At 67.3% G+C, this 15,042-nt stretch carries 13 protein-coding genes; 8 read left to right on the plus strand and 5 right to left on the minus strand.

From position 1 onward, the window contains the following. The first annotated feature begins 3 nt into the window (after window positions 1-3). Window positions 4-1,065, plus strand: coding sequence for a Gfo/Idh/MocA family oxidoreductase (locus tag QFZ60_RS21180; RefSeq protein ID WP_307093037.1), 1,062 nt, complete (start codon window positions 4-6; stop codon window positions 1,063-1,065). Window positions 1,066-1,140: 75 nt separating this feature from the next. Here QFZ60_RS21180 and ald read toward each other — a convergent pair whose 3' ends face one another. Then, window positions 1,141-2,259 carry an alanine dehydrogenase gene (gene ald / locus QFZ60_RS21185; RefSeq protein WP_142118425.1) on the minus strand — a complete coding sequence of 373 codons (1,119 nt, stop codon included), beginning with the start codon at window positions 2,257-2,259 and terminating at the stop codon, window positions 1,141-1,143. Between the two features lie 232 nt (window positions 2,260-2,491). Between ald and QFZ60_RS21190 the strand changes: the two genes are divergently transcribed. Beyond that, complete coding sequence (locus QFZ60_RS21190; protein ID WP_373427703.1) at window positions 2,492-3,712, plus strand: PucR family transcriptional regulator; 1,221 nt, start codon at window positions 2,492-2,494, stop codon at window positions 3,710-3,712. Window positions 3,713-3,728: 16 nt separating this feature from the next. On the opposite strand, the gene QFZ60_RS21195 is transcribed toward QFZ60_RS21190, so the two are convergent. The 3 genes from QFZ60_RS21195 to ptsP are packed head-to-tail and all read right to left on the minus strand — an operon-like array spanning window position 3,729 to window position 6,696. Beyond that, window positions 3,729-4,541, minus strand: coding sequence for an alpha/beta fold hydrolase (locus QFZ60_RS21195; RefSeq protein WP_307093039.1), 813 nt, complete (start codon window positions 4,539-4,541; stop codon window positions 3,729-3,731). Then, window positions 4,541-4,966 carry a helix-turn-helix domain-containing protein gene (locus QFZ60_RS21200; protein ID WP_307093040.1) on the minus strand — a complete coding sequence of 142 codons (426 nt, stop codon included), beginning with the start codon at window positions 4,964-4,966 and terminating at the stop codon, window positions 4,541-4,543. Before QFZ60_RS21200 ends, QFZ60_RS21195 begins: the two co-directional genes overlap by 1 nt. Window positions 4,967-5,010: 44 nt before the next feature. Then, window positions 5,011-6,696, minus strand: coding sequence for a phosphoenolpyruvate--protein phosphotransferase (gene ptsP / locus QFZ60_RS21205; RefSeq protein WP_307093043.1), 1,686 nt, complete (start codon window positions 6,694-6,696; stop codon window positions 5,011-5,013). A gap of 160 nt (window positions 6,697-6,856) precedes the next feature. Here ptsP and QFZ60_RS21210 point away from each other — a divergent pair, with 160 nt between their 5' ends. From QFZ60_RS21210 to QFZ60_RS21235, 6 genes are all read left to right on the plus strand, one after another. Continuing rightward, window positions 6,857-7,585 carry a TetR/AcrR family transcriptional regulator gene (locus tag QFZ60_RS21210; RefSeq protein ID WP_026265838.1) on the plus strand — a complete coding sequence of 243 codons (729 nt, stop codon included), beginning with the start codon at window positions 6,857-6,859 and terminating at the stop codon, window positions 7,583-7,585. 88 nt (window positions 7,586-7,673) lie between these two features. Then, window positions 7,674-9,719, plus strand: coding sequence for a PTS mannitol transporter subunit IICBA (locus tag QFZ60_RS21215; RefSeq protein ID WP_307093045.1), 2,046 nt, complete (start codon window positions 7,674-7,676; stop codon window positions 9,717-9,719). Next, window positions 9,719-10,882 carry a mannitol-1-phosphate 5-dehydrogenase gene (locus QFZ60_RS21220; RefSeq protein ID WP_307093046.1) on the plus strand — a complete coding sequence of 388 codons (1,164 nt, stop codon included), beginning with the start codon at window positions 9,719-9,721 and terminating at the stop codon, window positions 10,880-10,882. The genes QFZ60_RS21215 and QFZ60_RS21220 overlap by 1 nt, the downstream gene beginning before the upstream one ends. A 186-nt stretch (window positions 10,883-11,068) precedes the next feature. Continuing rightward, window positions 11,069-11,560 (plus strand): GNAT family N-acetyltransferase, encoded by a 492-nt coding sequence (locus tag QFZ60_RS21225; protein ID WP_307093423.1) that lies wholly within the window; start codon window positions 11,069-11,071, stop codon window positions 11,558-11,560. Between the two features lie 42 nt (window positions 11,561-11,602). Next, window positions 11,603-12,043, plus strand: coding sequence for a MarR family winged helix-turn-helix transcriptional regulator (locus QFZ60_RS21230; protein WP_307093047.1), 441 nt, complete (start codon window positions 11,603-11,605; stop codon window positions 12,041-12,043). Window positions 12,044-12,076: 33 nt separating this feature from the next. Beyond that, window positions 12,077-13,303 (plus strand): MFS transporter, encoded by a 1,227-nt coding sequence (locus QFZ60_RS21235; protein WP_307093049.1) that lies wholly within the window; start codon window positions 12,077-12,079, stop codon window positions 13,301-13,303. A 110-nt stretch (window positions 13,304-13,413) separates the two neighbouring features. On the opposite strand, the gene QFZ60_RS21240 is transcribed toward QFZ60_RS21235, so the two are convergent. After that, window positions 13,414-14,850: a sugar porter family MFS transporter gene (locus QFZ60_RS21240; protein WP_142118412.1), complete on the minus strand. Its 1,437-nt coding sequence runs from the start codon at window positions 14,848-14,850 to the stop codon at window positions 13,414-13,416. Window positions 14,851-15,042: the final 192 nt, after the last annotated feature.

A 15,042-nucleotide genomic window follows, 5' to 3' on the forward strand; every position in this document is an offset into this window, starting at 1 on the left:
TTCATGACCGGAACTGAAGGCAACCCCCGCACCATCCGTACCGCAGTCGTCGGCTACGGGCTTGCCGGCAGCGTGTTCCACGTGCCGTTGCTGGCGGCCAACAGCGATTACTCGCTGGACTGCGTCGCCACGTCCGACGCCGGCCGGAGCGCGGCTGCCGCATCCCGGCTTCCGGGCGCGGCAGTGGTGCGCGACGCCGATGCCGTCCTGGGGCGGGCAGCCGACCTCGACCTGGTGGTCCTGGCGACGCCGCCCGCGACGCACTATCCGCTGGCAAGGGCGGCGCTGGAGGCGGGGCTGGACGTGGTGGTGGACAAGCCCTTCGCGGTCACCAGCAGCCAGGGGCAGGAACTGATCGAGCTGGCGCGGCAGCGGGGCCGGGTGCTCACGGTGTTCCACAACCGCCGGTGGGACGGCGACTTCCTCACATTGCGGAAGCTCCTGGCCGCCCAGGCCCTTGGAAACGTGACCCGGTTCGAGTCCCGCTTCGAGCGTTGGTCCCCGGCCATCGCCAAAGCCTGGAAGGCGCGGGCCACGGCCGCCGACGGGGGAGGGACCCTGTTCGATCTCGGCAGCCACCTGATCGACCAGGCGCTGCAGTTGTTTGGCCCGGCCACCGTCATGCATGCGGAGCTGAAGGCCCGGCGGTCCGACGAGCGGGCGGACGACGACGTCTTCCTGGTCCTCCGGCATGATTCCGGTGTGACCAGCCATCTGACCATGAACATGCTGTGCGCTCAGCAGGGTCCGCGCTTCCGGGTGCTGGGCTCAATCGGCGGCTTCACCAAGAACGGCGTGGATCCGCAGGAGCCCTACATCGCAGCCGGCGGCAGTCCCCTGGACCCCGCCTACGGCCAGGAAGCGCCGGAATGGGCAGGCCTCCTGGGCCGCGACGGCCACCTGGACCGCCTCCCCACCGAACGCGGCGCCTACCCGGAGTTCTATCGGCTCCTTGCGGAGAAGATCCTCGACGGCGGCCCGGCATCACCCCAGCCGCTCCCAGTAAACCCGGAAGACGCCGTCGAGGTTCTCAAAATCATCGAGGCCGCCCGGGAACTTGCTTAAAAGACTCATCGATTGCTCCATAAGTGTCGTTCTGGAGGTTCAAAACGACAAGTACGGAGCAATCGATGGAGTGGACTAGGCCGAAACCAGCTCGTGCCAGTCGGCAACGAGGGGCAGGTCGTGGGCCTCGGATACGGAGTGGTGTGCCACGTGGCCGGCGGCAATGTTCAGGCCGGCGGCGAGGGCGGGGTCGCGGTCGAAGGCGGCCTTGACGCCCAGGTTGGCGAGGGACACCGCGTAGCGCAGGGTGACGTTGGTCAGCGCGTAGGTGGAGGTGTTGGGCACGGCGCCGGGCATGTTGGCCACGCAGTAGAAGATGGTGTTGTGCACCTTGTACGTGGGTTCCTGGTGCGTGGTGGGGTGCGTGTCCTCGAAGCAGCCGCCCTGGTCCACGGCGATGTCCACCAGGACAGAGCCGGGCTTCATCCGGGCCACGAGGTCGTTGGTGACCAGCTTGGGGGCCTTGGCGCCTGGGATCAGGACGGAACCGATGACCAGGTCTGCGTCCACCACGGACTTTTCGATCTCGTACTTGTTGGAAGCGACCGTCTTCAGCCGTCCCTGGTACTGGGCGTCCAGTTCGCGCAGGCGGTTGATGTTGATGTCCAGGATGGTGACGTCGGCACCCAGGCCAAGGGCCATGGCGGCGGCGTTGGTGCCGGCCACGCCGGCGCCGAGGACAACCACCTTGGCGGGGCGCACGCCGGGCACGCCGCCCAGCAGGACGCCCTTGCCGCCGGCCGGAGCCATCAGGGAGGTGGCACCCACCTGGACGGACAGGCGGCCTGCAACCTCGGACATCGGGGCGAGCAGCGGCAGCGACCGGCCCTCCTGCACTGTTTCATAGGCGATGGCGGTGACGCCGGAGTTGATGAGCTCCCTGGTCAGTTCCGGCTCGGCGGCCAGATGCAGGTAGGTGAAGAGGATCAGGCCCTTCCGGAAGCGGTGGTACTCGGCCTTGATGGGTTCCTTGACCTTCATGACCATGTCCGCGCGGGCCCAGACGTCATCGGCCTCGTTGACGATTTCGGCACCGGCGATCGAGTATTCCTCGTCGGTAATGCCCGAGCCCAGGCCGGCCCCGCGCTCCACCAGGACGGTGTGCCCGTGAGTAAGGAACTCGTGGACGCCGGCCGCGGTGATGGCCACGCGGAACTCGTTGTTCTTGATTTCTTTGGGGACGCCGATGATCATCGTCTGCTCCAGGGTGTGAGGCCGGTGGGCCGTAAAACGGAAGGATTTCGTGTTTCAACGATAAATCCGCCTGTGAGCCACGTGACATGCGTGAGCCCGAAGCTCCGCACCAGAAGCCGCGGAATTCCGCGGTTTTTGCCGCCGCCGGCTAGACATCTGTCGAACCGCGAAGCGTCAGGTGTCGCCTCGTGTCCGTTCGTCCACCGGGCTTCCGGAGCAGTAGTGTGGGCCCATGCAGCAGCAGGGTGTGGAACAGCTCGTGGAACAGGTGGCACAGAAGCTGGGACGCGGCCTTTCCCTCGAGGACCTGGACGGCCTGCTGCTCGCCTACAGCTCCAACCAGTCCCACGCGGACCGGGTGCGGGTGAACTTCCTCCTGAGCAAGAAGGTCCCGGCGGACGTAAGCGCCTGGCAGCTCTCCCACGGCATCGCCACCGCCGTGCGGCCCGTTGTGGTTCCCGCCAACCCCGACCTGGGCATGCTGGGCCGGGTTTGCGTTCCGCTCATGGTGCGCGGGTTCCGCGTGGGCTACCTCTGGGTGCAGCAGGACTCCGCGGAGGAAAGCCCGACGGCGATTCTCACCCAGCTGCCGGGCGTGAACCACGAGCTTGAGCTGCTCTCGGGCCTCCTGCTCGACTCGAACACAGCCGAATCCGAATTCCGGCGGGGCCGCGAGCGGGAGTTCCTCGCCGCCTGTGCCGGGGAACCCAACGCCGTGGCCGCCGTGGCCGGCTGGAAGGAAGTCCAGGGCCGGGGCCCGTGGCAGATGGTTACGGTGCTCGATGCGGACGGCTGGGCCAGCGGACCGGACCCCATCGCGTCCACCCTGATCCACCGCTCCACCGCGCTGCAGGCAACCGTTGGCGTGGACGCCGCCCTTTTCAGCGCCGGAACGGAGACGCATTCCGTGGTGCTGTTCCGCGAGTCCACGGGCCGGGCCAACCACGCGCAGGTCCTGGTCCACTACCAGCTGGAGCTTGCTAAGCGGTCCGGCCGCCCGGTCCACCGGATCATCCTGGGCATCAGCGAGGGCTTCTCGAAGACCCGCCAGCTGTCGGAGGCATACCGGCAGTCCCGGGTGGCGGCGCAGGCAGCGGCGGTGGACCCGCAGTTGGGCGAGCTGGTGGACTGCCGCGCAACGGGCGTCTACCAGCTTCTCGCGTCGGCCGGGGGAGGTGTCGGGGCCTGGGCGGACTCCGGTTCGGTCTACTTCCGCATGCTTGAGGACCACGACCGCAACGACGAACTCATCCCGGTCCTTGAACTCTTGTATGACAACGACGGCTCAGTGCAGGACGTGGCCCGCAGGCTCCACCTGCACCGGAGCAGCATCTACAACAGGCTGGGCCGCATCCGGCAGCTGCTGGGGGTGGACCCGCTGAAGGGCATGCTGCGCCTGGAACTGCACGCCGCCCTCAAGATGCGGCGCTGGGCGGGGAGGCCCAGGATTTGAGGCCCGCAATCCGGCGCTAGGCGGAAGCTTCGGCGAAAGACCTGATGGCGTCCGCAACCTGCCGGGGCCGCAGGTGCTGGGCCACGTGTCCTGCCCGGCCAATCTCAACGAGGCTTCCCTGCTGCACAACCTGCGAGAGCCGGAGCGACCAGTCGGCGCCCGCCACGGGGTCGTGATCACCCCGCAGGACCAGCACGGGCACGTTGATGCCCGCCAGCCGCAGTTCGGTGGGGTAGGCCATCATGACGGGCAGCTCAGTGAAGTACCAGCGCGGGCCGCAGCGGAAATAGTCCGAGAAGACCAGCCAGTTGGAGGAGGCGCTTTCCCTCAGGAGCGAGTCCAGGAACAGCGCCAGGCCCTGCCGCCGGACGCTGCGGTGCTCCGAGTCCACGACCGGACCCATCAGCACCAGCCGGCGCGCCTGCTCCGGGGCGTAGAGCGCGGCTTCGATGGCGAACTGGACTCCCATCGAATGTCCCACCAGGACGTACGGGCCAATGCCGCAGGCCTTCAATGCCTGCGCGATGAACGCGCCGTAGTCCTCCACGGACAGCTGCCGCCCGGGCTTGGGGGTGCCGGCAAAACCCGGCAGGTCCAGCGAATAGGTGGGGGCAACGGCGGCGAGCTCGTTGTGCAGGCGCCGCAGGTAGCGGTGGGAAACTCCGATGCCGTGGATAAGGATGTAGGCGGGCGCGGCTTGGCTGCCGGCGCTCTCCATTCCCGGCGCAGGAGTACCGTCAGCCCAGAGGATGCGGCCCTGGAGCCCGTCGGCTTCCACGTCGGCTGACCTCAGCGGCTCCTTCCGGGCCCGGGGCAAGGCGATGCGCACTACTCGCCCGTGCCGGCGGCGTCGGCCCCGGCGGTCTTGTCATGCCGGCGTTTTTGTTCTGCGAGTTTCTGGGCCTCGAGCCAGGCCATGATGTCAGCTGTCCGGATCCGCCGGTGCGAGCCGCGGTACTCCACCGGGATCTCACCGCGGTCCGTCATGTTCCGCAGGTAGGTGTGCGAGATGCCTGCAAGCTCGGCCGCCTGGGACGTGGTCAGCATTTCCTCCACGCTGCTCACGGTCACCGTTTCGCCCCGGCTGAGCCGGGCGAGAAGATCCACGACGGCGTCCCGGGCCTGCCCGGGCAGGCGGTGGACCGTGCCGTCCACGAAAACGGTGATGTCATTGCTGTCCGCCAGGGCGCGCGCAAGGCTGCGGGCGTCGCCGGCAGGCAGGCCGGCCGTGACGCGGGGGGCTATCAGTGCCATGGACGTAGCCTATCCCGGCCGCGGCCGGCCTGGCCGCGGACGCGTCAGAGTCCCAGCTCCTCCAGTACCGGCAGCTTTTCCCGGACCCACGCCCGCGCCTCGGTGGCGCTCGGCGCGGACAGGGCGAGCTTGGCCAGGTCCTGGGCTTCGGACAGGGTCACCGTCTTCAGGACTGCTGCCACCGCGGCGAGGGAGCGTGCCGTCATGGACAGGGTGCTGACGCCAAGGCCGGTAAGGACGACGGCGAGGGCGGGATCGGCGGCAGCCTCGCCGCAGACCCCCACGGGCTTGTTGTGGCCCTCCGCGCGGGATCCTTCAACCGTGAGGCCGACGAGGCGCAGGACGGCAGGCTGCCACGGGGTGTTCAGGTTGGCCAGCGGGCCAAGCTGGCGGTCTGCGGCCATGGCGTACTGGGTGAGGTCGTTGGTGCCAAGGCTGGCAAAACCGACCTCGCGGAGGATGGACTCGGCGGTCAGGGCTGCCGACGGGACCTCCACCATCACGCCGGGGGTTTTGATGCCGGCATCGGCGCACATGGAAGCGAACCGGGCCGCTTCTTCCGCCGTGGAGATCATCGGGGCCATGACCCAGACATCGGCCTGGGACTGCTTCTCGGCCAGCGCGATGGCTTCCAGCTGCCGGTCCAGCACGCCCGGAGTGGTGAAGTCCGTGCGGTAGCCGCGGACGCCGAGGGCCGGGTTGGGCTCGGTGGAATCCGTCAGGAACGGCAGCGGCTTATCCGCGCCGGCATCCAGGGTGCGCAGGACCACCTTCTTGCCCGGGAAGGCATCAAAGACACTCTTGTAGGCAGCGGCCTGCTCTTCGACGCTGGGTTCGGTATCGCGTTCAAGGAAGCAGAACTCAGTGCGGAAGAGGCCCACGCCCTGGGCCCCCAGCTTGGCGGCCGCTTCGGCGTCCTTGCCGCCGCCCACGTTCGCAAGCAGCGGCACCTCGTGGCCGTCCGCCGTCGCGCCCGTGCCGGTGAACTCTGCCAGCAGCGACGCCGTGGCAGCCCATGCTTCCGCTGTTGCCCGCAGGGATTCGTCGGGCCCGGAGGTGATGAGGCCGGCCGCGCCGTCCACGTACACCTCGGTGCCGTCCGGGAGCTCGTCCACGCCCACGGCGGCGACCACTGCGGGCAGGCCGAGGGACCGGGCGATGATGGCCGTATGCGACTGGGGGCCGCCGCCTGCGGTGACCAGCGCCAAGACCTTGTTCGGGTCGAGGGTCGCGGTGTCCGCGGGGGCCAGGTCCTCTGCCACCAGGACGAACGGAGTGTTGGAGGCGGGAATGCCGGGTGCTGGAACCCCCCGGAGTTCGGCCACGATCCGGGCACGCACGTCCAGGACATCGGTGGCGCGTTCGGCCATGTAGCCGCCCAGGTTGTGCAGCATCTCGGATACGGAGGAACCGGATTCCCAGATGGCGCGTTCGGCGGAGGTGCCCCGGGCCACCAGTTTGGCTGCCCCCTTGATCAGCATGGTGTCCTTGGCCATCAGCGCGGTGGCCTCCAGGACCGCCTTGCCGTCGCCGGTGGCATGGGCGGCGCGGTCCTTCAGTTCGTCGTGCACGGCCTGTGAGGCTGCCTTCAGTGCCGCGGTGGCTTCCTCGGCAGTGGTGCCCGGGGCCAGCTGTTCACCGGCGGGAGGCTCACTGATCGGTTTGGGCATCTGCCGGACGGTGCCGATGACGCGGCCTGGGCTGACGCCTACTCCTGGGAAGTTCTGCACTGAAGGTCCTCATTCTCTGCCGGTAGACAGGCCCGCCAAGTTCTCCGGCGCCGTGCCGGGTCCGCCCGGGGACTGCTACGTCCAGGGCGGGAAACGTGCCTGAAAAAATTGTATGTGATTCAGTTCATATAGCAACGCTATAGGTGCTAGGGTAGCGGTTATGAGTTTGGATGGCCAGCTTCCCCCCAAAATGCGGCTGCTCCGTGCTGCCGCGGAACTGCTGGCAAAATCCGCGGGGGCTCCGGTGTCCACCCGCCAGATCACCCAGCTGGCGGGGGTTTCGGCGCCCACCCTGTACCACCACTTCGGTGACAAGGAAGGTCTGTTCGACGCCGTCGTCGCCGCAGGGTTTGAAGAATATGTCGCGGGCGAAAGGGATTTCGCCCCCTCCGGGCAGCCGATCGAGGACATCCGGAGAATGTGGGACAACCACGTCCAGTTCGGGCTGAACCAGCCCGAGCTGTACCTGGTGATGTTCGGCAACATCCGTCCGGAGAGCCGGCCTGCCATCGTGGCAGACGCCGAGGCGCTCATGGAGGAGATGCTGAACAAGGCAGCGGCGGCGGGCCAGCTGAACGTCCAGCCCAGGGAGGCAGCCAGGTCCATCCTGGCGGCCAATGTGGGCGTGACGCTGATGCTGATTGCGGAGCCCGCTTCCGAACGCAACCTTGAACTGTCCACCATGACCCGGGACGCCATGATCTTCGCGGTGTCCGCCGAGCCCGCCAGCGGCCCGGCCCCGGGCGGCACCGGAAAGTCCTCGGTGGTGGTGGCAGCGATCGCCCTGAACGCCGCACTTCAGGCTTCGCACTCTGACCAGCTTTCCAGCTCGGAACTCAAGCTCTTCCTCGAATGGCTGCACCGGATCTCCACCAGCCCCGCCGGTTAGCCCCGCAACCCCCGTAGTACCCAGCAGTACGTCGTCGTAATCATCGGACCACTCCTGCGGAGCAGCAGGAATAAGGTTAGGAAATCACATGGCAACAGAGACAGTTGCAAAACCCCGCACCAGCGCGCGCGTGCACGTCCAGAAGTTCGGGACATTCCTGTCCGGCATGATCATGCCCAACATCGGGGCGTTCATCGCCTGGGGCCTTATCACCGCCCTCTTCATCGAGAAGGGCTGGCTGCCCGTTCCGCAGTTGGGTGGGTTCGGTGAGACAGGCGGCAAGCCCAACATCGGCCTGGTAGGGCCCATGATCACCTACCTCCTGCCGCTCCTGATCGGCTACACCGGCGGCAAGAACGTCTATGACGTCCGCGGCGGCGTGGTGGGAGCCATCGGCACCATGGGCGTGATCGTCGGCGCCGGCATCCCCATGTTCATCGGTGCCATGATCATGGGCCCGCTGGGCGGCTGGACCATGAAGAAGATCGACATGCTGTGGGACGGCAAGATCCGCCCCGGCTTCGAGATGCTGGTCAACAACTTCTCCGCCGGCATCTGGGGCGCATTGCTCGCCATGCTGGGCTTCTTCGGGATCTCGCCACTGGTGACGGCGTTCAGCACCGCCGCCGGAAACGTGGTGCAGTTCCTGGTCAACAACGGCCTCCTGCCGCTGACCAGCATCTTCATCGAACCTGCCAAGGTGCTGTTCCTGAACAATGCCATCAACCACGGTGTGCTCACCCCGCTGGGCGTCCAGCAGTCCCTGGACCAGGGCAAGTCCATCCTGTTCCTGCTCGAGGCCAACCCGGGTCCCGGCCTGGGCATCCTGCTGGCCTACATGTTCTTCGGCCGCGGTGCCGCCAAGGCGTCGGCCCCCGGTGCTGCGATCATCCACTTCCTGGGCGGCATCCACGAAATCTACTTCCCGTACGTGCTGATGCGCCCGCTGCTGATCCTGGCGGCCATCGCCGGCGGCATGACCGGCATCGCCACCCTGGCCGTCACCGGCGCAGGCCTCGTTGCCCCTGCCGCCCCGGGATCCATCCTCGCGGTGCTGGCCCAGACGTCCCGTGACAGCTACCTCGGCGTGATCCTGTCGGTGCTGCTCGCCACCACGGCATCCTTCCTGGTGGCCTCCGTGATCATGAAGACCACCAAGCACAGCGACGAAGCCGACCTGGGCGACGCCACCGCCCGCATGGAGGCCATGAAGGGCAAGAAGAGCTCAGTGTCCTCCACCCTCACCGGTGCAGGGGCTTCCGCCGGTGCCGCCTCAGGCCGCGGCGGAGTGGGCGTCCTGGCCGGCCCCGTCCGCAACATCGTGTTCGCCTGCGACGCCGGCATGGGCTCCAGCGCCATGGGCGCCTCAGTGCTGCGGAACAAGATCAAGGCGGCCGGCTTCCCGGACGTCAAGGTCACCAACGCCTCCATCGCGAACCTGAGCGACACGTACGACGTCGTGGTCACCCACCAGGACCTGACCGAACGGGCCAAGCCCGCCACCTCCAGCGCCGTCCACTACTCCGTGGACAACTTCATGAGCAGCCCGCGCTATGAGGAGATCGTGGACCTGGTCCGCGAGAGCAACACCGAGGGTGGAACGTCCGACGCCGGCACCACCCATGGCGCCCACGCCGCCGATGCCCCGGTGGACGCAGCCCCTGCCGGAGCAGGTGCCGCCGCAGCCTCCACGAACGGAAGCTCCGACATCCTGGCCCGCGAGAGCGTGGTCATGCGCGGTTCGGCCACCAGCCGCGACGCTGCAATTGACGAGGCCGGCCGGCTGCTGCTGGCCCGCGGAGCTGTGGATGAGGGCTACATCGCCGCCATGCACGAGCGGGAAGAATCCGTGTCCACCTACATGGGCAGCTTCCTGGCCATCCCGCACGGCACCAACGCCGCCAAGGACCACATCCGCAAGTCAGCCGTGTCCGTGATCCGCTACCCGGAAGGCATTGACTGGAACGGCAAGCAGGTCAAGTTCGTGGTGGGCGTTGCCGGCATCAACAACGAGCACCTGCACATCCTGTCCTCCATCGCCAAGGTCTTCACCAACAAGGAACAGGTCGCCCGGCTCGAGGCCGCCACGTCCGAGGATGAAGTCCTGGAACTCTTCGGGAAGGTCAACGCATAGTGAAGGCAGTACATTTTGGGGCCGGCAACATCGGCCGCGGCTTCGTGGGGCTGCTCCTGCATGACGCCGGCTACGAAGTGGTGTTCGCGGACGTGGCCGAGGACCTGATCAACCGGCTCAAGGAAGCGGACAGCTACGCCGTGCACGAGGTGGGGGAGAACCCCGCCGTGCGCACCGTGGACAACTTCCGGGCGCTGAACTCCAACGCCCAGGAAGCGGAACTGGTCTCAGAGATCGCGACGGCGGACATCGTCACCACCGCGGTGGGTCCGCACATCCTGAAGTTCGTGGCGCCCGTGATCGCCAAGGGCATCGTTGCGCGGGAGCCCGGCCGGGCGCCCCTGCAGGTGATGGCCTGCGAGAACGCGATCAATGCCACGGACATCCTGGCCAAGGAAGTGGCGGCCCAGCCGGGAGCCACCGCCGCAGTCCTGGACGACAAAGCCGTCTTTGCCAACACCGCGGTGGACCGGATCGTGCCCAACCAGGAAGCCGGCCAAGGCCTGGACGTCACCGTGGAGACCTTTTACGAATGGGTCATCGACCGCACTGCCTTCGGTGACTCCGCTCCCGCGATCCCCGGCGCAACGTTCGTGGACGACCTCTCGCCCTATATCGAGCGGAAGCTGTTCACCGTGAACACCGGCCACGCGTCGGCGGCATACTTCGGGTTCGAGGCGGGCCTGGAAAAGATCTCCGACGCCATGGCGGACCAGGACGTGGCCGAGGACGTCCGGGCCGTGCTGGAGGAAACCAAGCAGCTCCTGGTGGCCAAGCACGGGTTCAGCAACGACGAGCAGGAAGCCTATGTCCAGAAGATCCTGGTCAGGTTCTCCAACCCGTACCTGCCGGACACCGTCAACCGCGTAGGGCGGGCTCCACTGCGGAAGCTGAGCCGGAACGAGCGCTTCATCGGCCCGGCCGCCGAACTGGCAGAACGCGGCGTGGTGCCGGAAGCCCTGCTCGGTGCCATCGCGGCAGCCCTCCGGTTCAATGACCCCGCTGATGCCGAGGCCACCGAGCTTGCCGGCATCCTGGCATCGACCAGCCCCGCCGATGCCACCGAAAGGATCACAGGGCTGGCGCCTGGCCACCCGCTGTTCGCCGCCGTTGCCACCCTTGTGGAGGAGCGGCAGGCGGAAATGGCCGACACCCCCGCCTGACCGGGTCCGCCTTCCGAACCAATCGACGTACTGCAGAGAGGGCGACGCCGGCACTCAGCCGAGTGCCGGCGTCGCCCTTTTTGCCGCGCCTCATCCAACGCCCGCTCACCTTTGAAGCGTTTTTCCCGAACCCCCGCGCAGATCCTGTGCAAAGCTGGGCGGGTGAACCAGAATACGGATGCCGCTTTGCTCACCGCCGATGTGGACGGCGGGACCTTCCGGCTCCGCCATGCCAACCAGGCCGACCTGCCCGCCATGGTGCGCCTGCTGGCGGATGATGCCCTGGGCGCCGGCCGCGAAGCAGCCATGGACATGGAGCCCTACGAGCGGGCCTTCACAGCGATCGACGCCGATCCGTCCCACCTGCTGTTGGTGGGCGAACTGGTGGCTCCCGGCGAAGAAGCCGGGCCGGTGGTTGCGACGTTCCAGCTGAGTTTCCTCCCCGGAATCTCCAGGCAGGGGGCGTGGCGCTCGCAGCTGGAGGGCGTCCGGGTGGCATCGTCCCTTCGCGGGCAGGGCATCGGCAAGCTGATGGTGGGATGGGCCGTCCAGGAGTCCCGGAAGCGCGGCTGCAACCTGATGCAGCTGACTACCCACAAGAGCCGCACCGCGGCCCATCGGTTCTATGAGCAGCTGGGCTTTGACGCCAGCCATGTCGGCATGAAACTGGCGCTCTAACCCCTTGCATGTTAGGTACCCTAAATGTTAGGCTACCTAACGATGAATGACGACGACTCCCAACTGCAGGAACTCGCCAGCGGCTTCCGAGAAGCCCTGCGCCACAGCGTCTACCTGGTCCGCCGCCTCGACGGGGACGGCGAACTCAGTGCGTCCCAGCTCAGCACCCTCAAGATGATGCTCGGCGAGGGCCAGCGCGTCGGCGAGATTGCCCGGAACCTCGGAGTCCGCGTGCCCAGTGCCACGGAACAGATCATCAAGCTCGAGCGCGCGGGCCTGGCCCGCCGCGAGCCGGACCCGGCGGACTCCCGCGCTGTCCGGGTGATCCTGACTGACGAAGGCCGCGCCGCCGTCGACTCCGCGAACCGGCGCCGCAACCAGGTGATGGCCGGGATCCTGGGCACGCTCACCGACCAGGACCGCAAAGCCCTGGCTGCGGCCCTGCCGGTCATCGACAAAATCAACGCCTCCCTCCAGAACTGAACTGAACCAGCCACGAACTTAGGAGAACCCTCCATGGACGGCCAGCTCGCAGAAACCCTGCAAGCACCAGAAACAACCTTGAAGGCCGAAAAGGCCTCGTTCCTCAAGCAGCCAAAGGCGGTCTGGGCCACCGCCCTCGCCGCAGTGTTCGCTTTCATGGGCATCGGGCTAGTGGACCCCATCCTCCCCGCCATCGCCATCAACCTGGACGCCAGCCCCAGCCAGGTATCCCTGCTCTTCACCAGTTACTTCCTGGTCACCGCGCTGGCCATGCTGATCACCGGGTTCGTCTCCTCCAGGATCGGCGGCAAGCGGACGCTGCTGATCGGACTGGCCGTGATTGTCGTCTTCTCCTCGCTGTCCGGCCTGTCCGGCAGCGTCAGTGAACTCGTGGGCTTCCGCGCTGGCTGGGGGCTGGGCAACGCCCTGTTCGTCGCCACCGCGCTCGCCGTGATCGTGGGCGTGGCCAGCGGCGGCGCCGGCACCGCCATCATCCTCTACGAAGCCGCATTGGGCCTGGGCATCTCGCTCGGCCCGCTGCTCGGCGCCCTCCTGGGCGGCTGGCAGTGGCGCGCACCGTTCTTCGGCACCGCGGTCCTGATGGCCGCCGCCTTCATTGCCCTGATCGCGCTCCTGCCCAAAACGCCCCTGCCAGAGCGCAAGGTTCGCTTGCGGGACCCCCTGCTGGCGCTGGGCCACAAGGGACTGCGGACGACGGCGGCAAGCGGCTTGTTCTACAACTACGGCTTCTTCACCATCCTGGCTTTCACCCCGTTCATCCTGGGCATGGACGCCTACGGCATCGGCGGCGTCTTCTTCGGCTGGGGTGTGGCCGTGGCCGTCTTCTCCGTCTTCGTTGCGCCGGTCCTGCAGAGCCGCTTCGGCGCCGTCAAGGTACTGACCGGTACGCTGTTCGTCCTCATGCTGGACCTGGCCGGGCTGGGACTCGCGGCGGGGCACTCGGTGCCGGCCGTCGTCGTCCTGGTCATTGCTGCCGGTGCGCTGCTGGGCATCAACAACACCATTTACACGGAACTGGCCATGGGCGTCTCTGATTCGCCGCGGCCGGTGGCTTCCTCCGGCTACAACTTTGTCCGCTGGATGGGCGGCGCCCTCGCCCCGTTCGCGGCGGCACAGCTCGGTGAGCACTTTGGCCCCCAGGTTCCGTTCTTTGCCGGGGCGGTGGCCATGGCCATCGCCATCCTGGTGGCATTCGGCGGCCGCGCCTACCTGTCCTCGCACGAGCCGCACGTCGTGTAAGCAGCCGCAAAACAGCAAACCCTCCATCACGTCAAATGATGGAGGGTTTGTTGTTTTCCTGCGAAAGCTGATGGGGCGTCCCGGGGGAGGCCGCCAAAAGTGATGGGGCGTTACTTGGCTGAACCCTTGGGCACGAACAGGGTCTCCGCCTGCTCCAGGGACATGCCGTTGGTCTCCGGGACCTTGAACATGACGAAGAAGAAGGACGCCGCAGCGAACAGGGCGTACATGGCATAGGTCAGTGGCAGTGAAGCCGCGGCCATGACCGGGAAGCTGAGGGTGATCGCGAAGTTGGCCACCCACTGCGCCGCGGCGGCAAGGCCCAGCGCCCGGGCGCGGATCCTGGACGGGAAGATCTCGCCCAGGAGGACCCACACCAGCGGCCCCCAGGACGCGCCAAAGCTGACCACGAAGATGTTCGCGGCCACCAGGGCCACGGGACCCCACGCACCCGGCAGGCTGATGTCCTCGCCGCTGCCCGTTGCAGAGGAAAAGGCCAGGGCCATGGCGCCCAGGGACACGGCCATGCCCACGGATCCGGCCAGCAGGATGGGCCGGCGGCCCACCCGGTCCACCAGGGCGATGGCTACCAGGGTGACCAGGATGTTGGTGATGGAGGTTGCCACCGAGATGGCCAGGGAGTCCTTCTCCTGGAACCCTACGGCCTTCCACAGGGTGGTGGAGTAGTAGAAGATCACGTTGATCCCCACGAACTGCTGCAGGACCGACAGCGTGATGCCCACCCAGACCACAGCCTGGAGGCCGAACGTCCTGCCGCGGAGGGACCCCTTCTGGCCGGCCAGCTTGTCTTCCTCGATGGCTTCGCGGATGTCCCGGATGTGGCGGTCGGCATCCTCCGAGGGCGCGATGGACTCGAAGACCTTCCGGGCCTGGTCCTCCTTGCCCTGGAACACCAGGAACCGCGGGGACTCGGGCAGGGTGAAGGCAACCCAGCCGTAAACGACGGCCGGAACGGCGGCGGCCAGGAACATCCAGCGCCATGATTCAATGCCCAGCCAGAAGGCCTGGTCCGCGCCGCCGGCACTGGTGGCCAGGAGCGCGTCGGACAGCAGCGCGGCGAAGATACCCGTGGTGATGGCCAGCTGCTGCAGCGACGCCAGGCGTCCGCGCACCTTCCGCGGCGAAATTTCGGAGATGTAGGCAGGGGCGATGACGGAGGCCAACCCGATGCCCAGGCCGCCCACCAGGCGCCAGAAGATCAGGTCCCACACTCCGAAGCAAAAGCCAGTGCCCACGGCGCTGACCAGGAAGAGCAGCGCGCCCAGCTTCATGGCCGGGATGCGGCCGTAGCGGTCTGCCACCTTACCGGCCAGGAAGGCGCCGGCTGCGCAGCCCAGCAGGGCGATGGCCACGGCGAAGCCCGTGACGGCCTCGGAGAGCGCAAACTCCTCCTTCAGGGCGTCCACGGCTCCGTTGACCACTGATGAGTCGAAGCCGAAGAGGAATCCGCCCACCGCCCCCGCGAGCGCCAGCCAGATCACCCGCCGCGGTATCCCGGTTGTGGTCTGCTCCTGTGCAGTGGGCATGGTTCTCCCTGGGTTTGGGGGTTTATGGATGCGGTGCGGACGTCGTCGGCTGCGGTACCGGCCAGAGGGGCCGGCGCACACGCGCTAAACAGTGTGGCACGTCACCGCCCGAGGTTCCACTTGGCGCCTGTTGCCCCTTAAACGCAGGACGACGACGGCGGGCCGTGCCGCCGTCGTCGTCCGTTCCCTGCG

This window comes from Arthrobacter sp. B2I5 (genome assembly GCF_030816735.1).
GTDB lineage: Bacteria > Actinomycetota > Actinomycetes > Actinomycetales > Micrococcaceae > Arthrobacter.

What these genes read in the sequence shown, in the direction of transcription:
- QFZ60_RS21180 (WP_307093037.1), top strand. Translation starts at nt 4, where the DNA reads ATGACCGGAACTGAAGGCAACCCCCGCACCATCCGTACCGCAGTCGTC.
- ald (WP_142118425.1), bottom strand. Translation starts at nt 2,259, where the DNA reads ATGATCATCGGCGTCCCCAAAGAAATCAAGAACAACGAGTTCCGCGTG.
- QFZ60_RS21190 (WP_373427703.1), top strand. Translation starts at nt 2,492, where the DNA reads ATGCAGCAGCAGGGTGTGGAACAGCTCGTGGAACAGGTGGCACAGAAG.
- QFZ60_RS21200 (WP_307093040.1), bottom strand. Translation starts at nt 4,966, where the DNA reads ATGGCACTGATAGCCCCCCGCGTCACGGCCGGCCTGCCTGCCGGCGAC.
- QFZ60_RS21210 (WP_026265838.1), top strand. Translation starts at nt 6,857, where the DNA reads ATGAGTTTGGATGGCCAGCTTCCCCCCAAAATGCGGCTGCTCCGTGCT.
- QFZ60_RS21215 (WP_307093045.1), top strand. Translation starts at nt 7,674, where the DNA reads ATGGCAACAGAGACAGTTGCAAAACCCCGCACCAGCGCGCGCGTGCAC.
- QFZ60_RS21230 (WP_307093047.1), top strand. Translation starts at nt 11,603, where the DNA reads ATGAATGACGACGACTCCCAACTGCAGGAACTCGCCAGCGGCTTCCGA.
- QFZ60_RS21235 (WP_307093049.1), top strand. Translation starts at nt 12,077, where the DNA reads ATGGACGGCCAGCTCGCAGAAACCCTGCAAGCACCAGAAACAACCTTG.
- QFZ60_RS21240 (WP_142118412.1), bottom strand. Translation starts at nt 14,850, where the DNA reads ATGCCCACTGCACAGGAGCAGACCACAACCGGGATACCGCGGCGGGTG.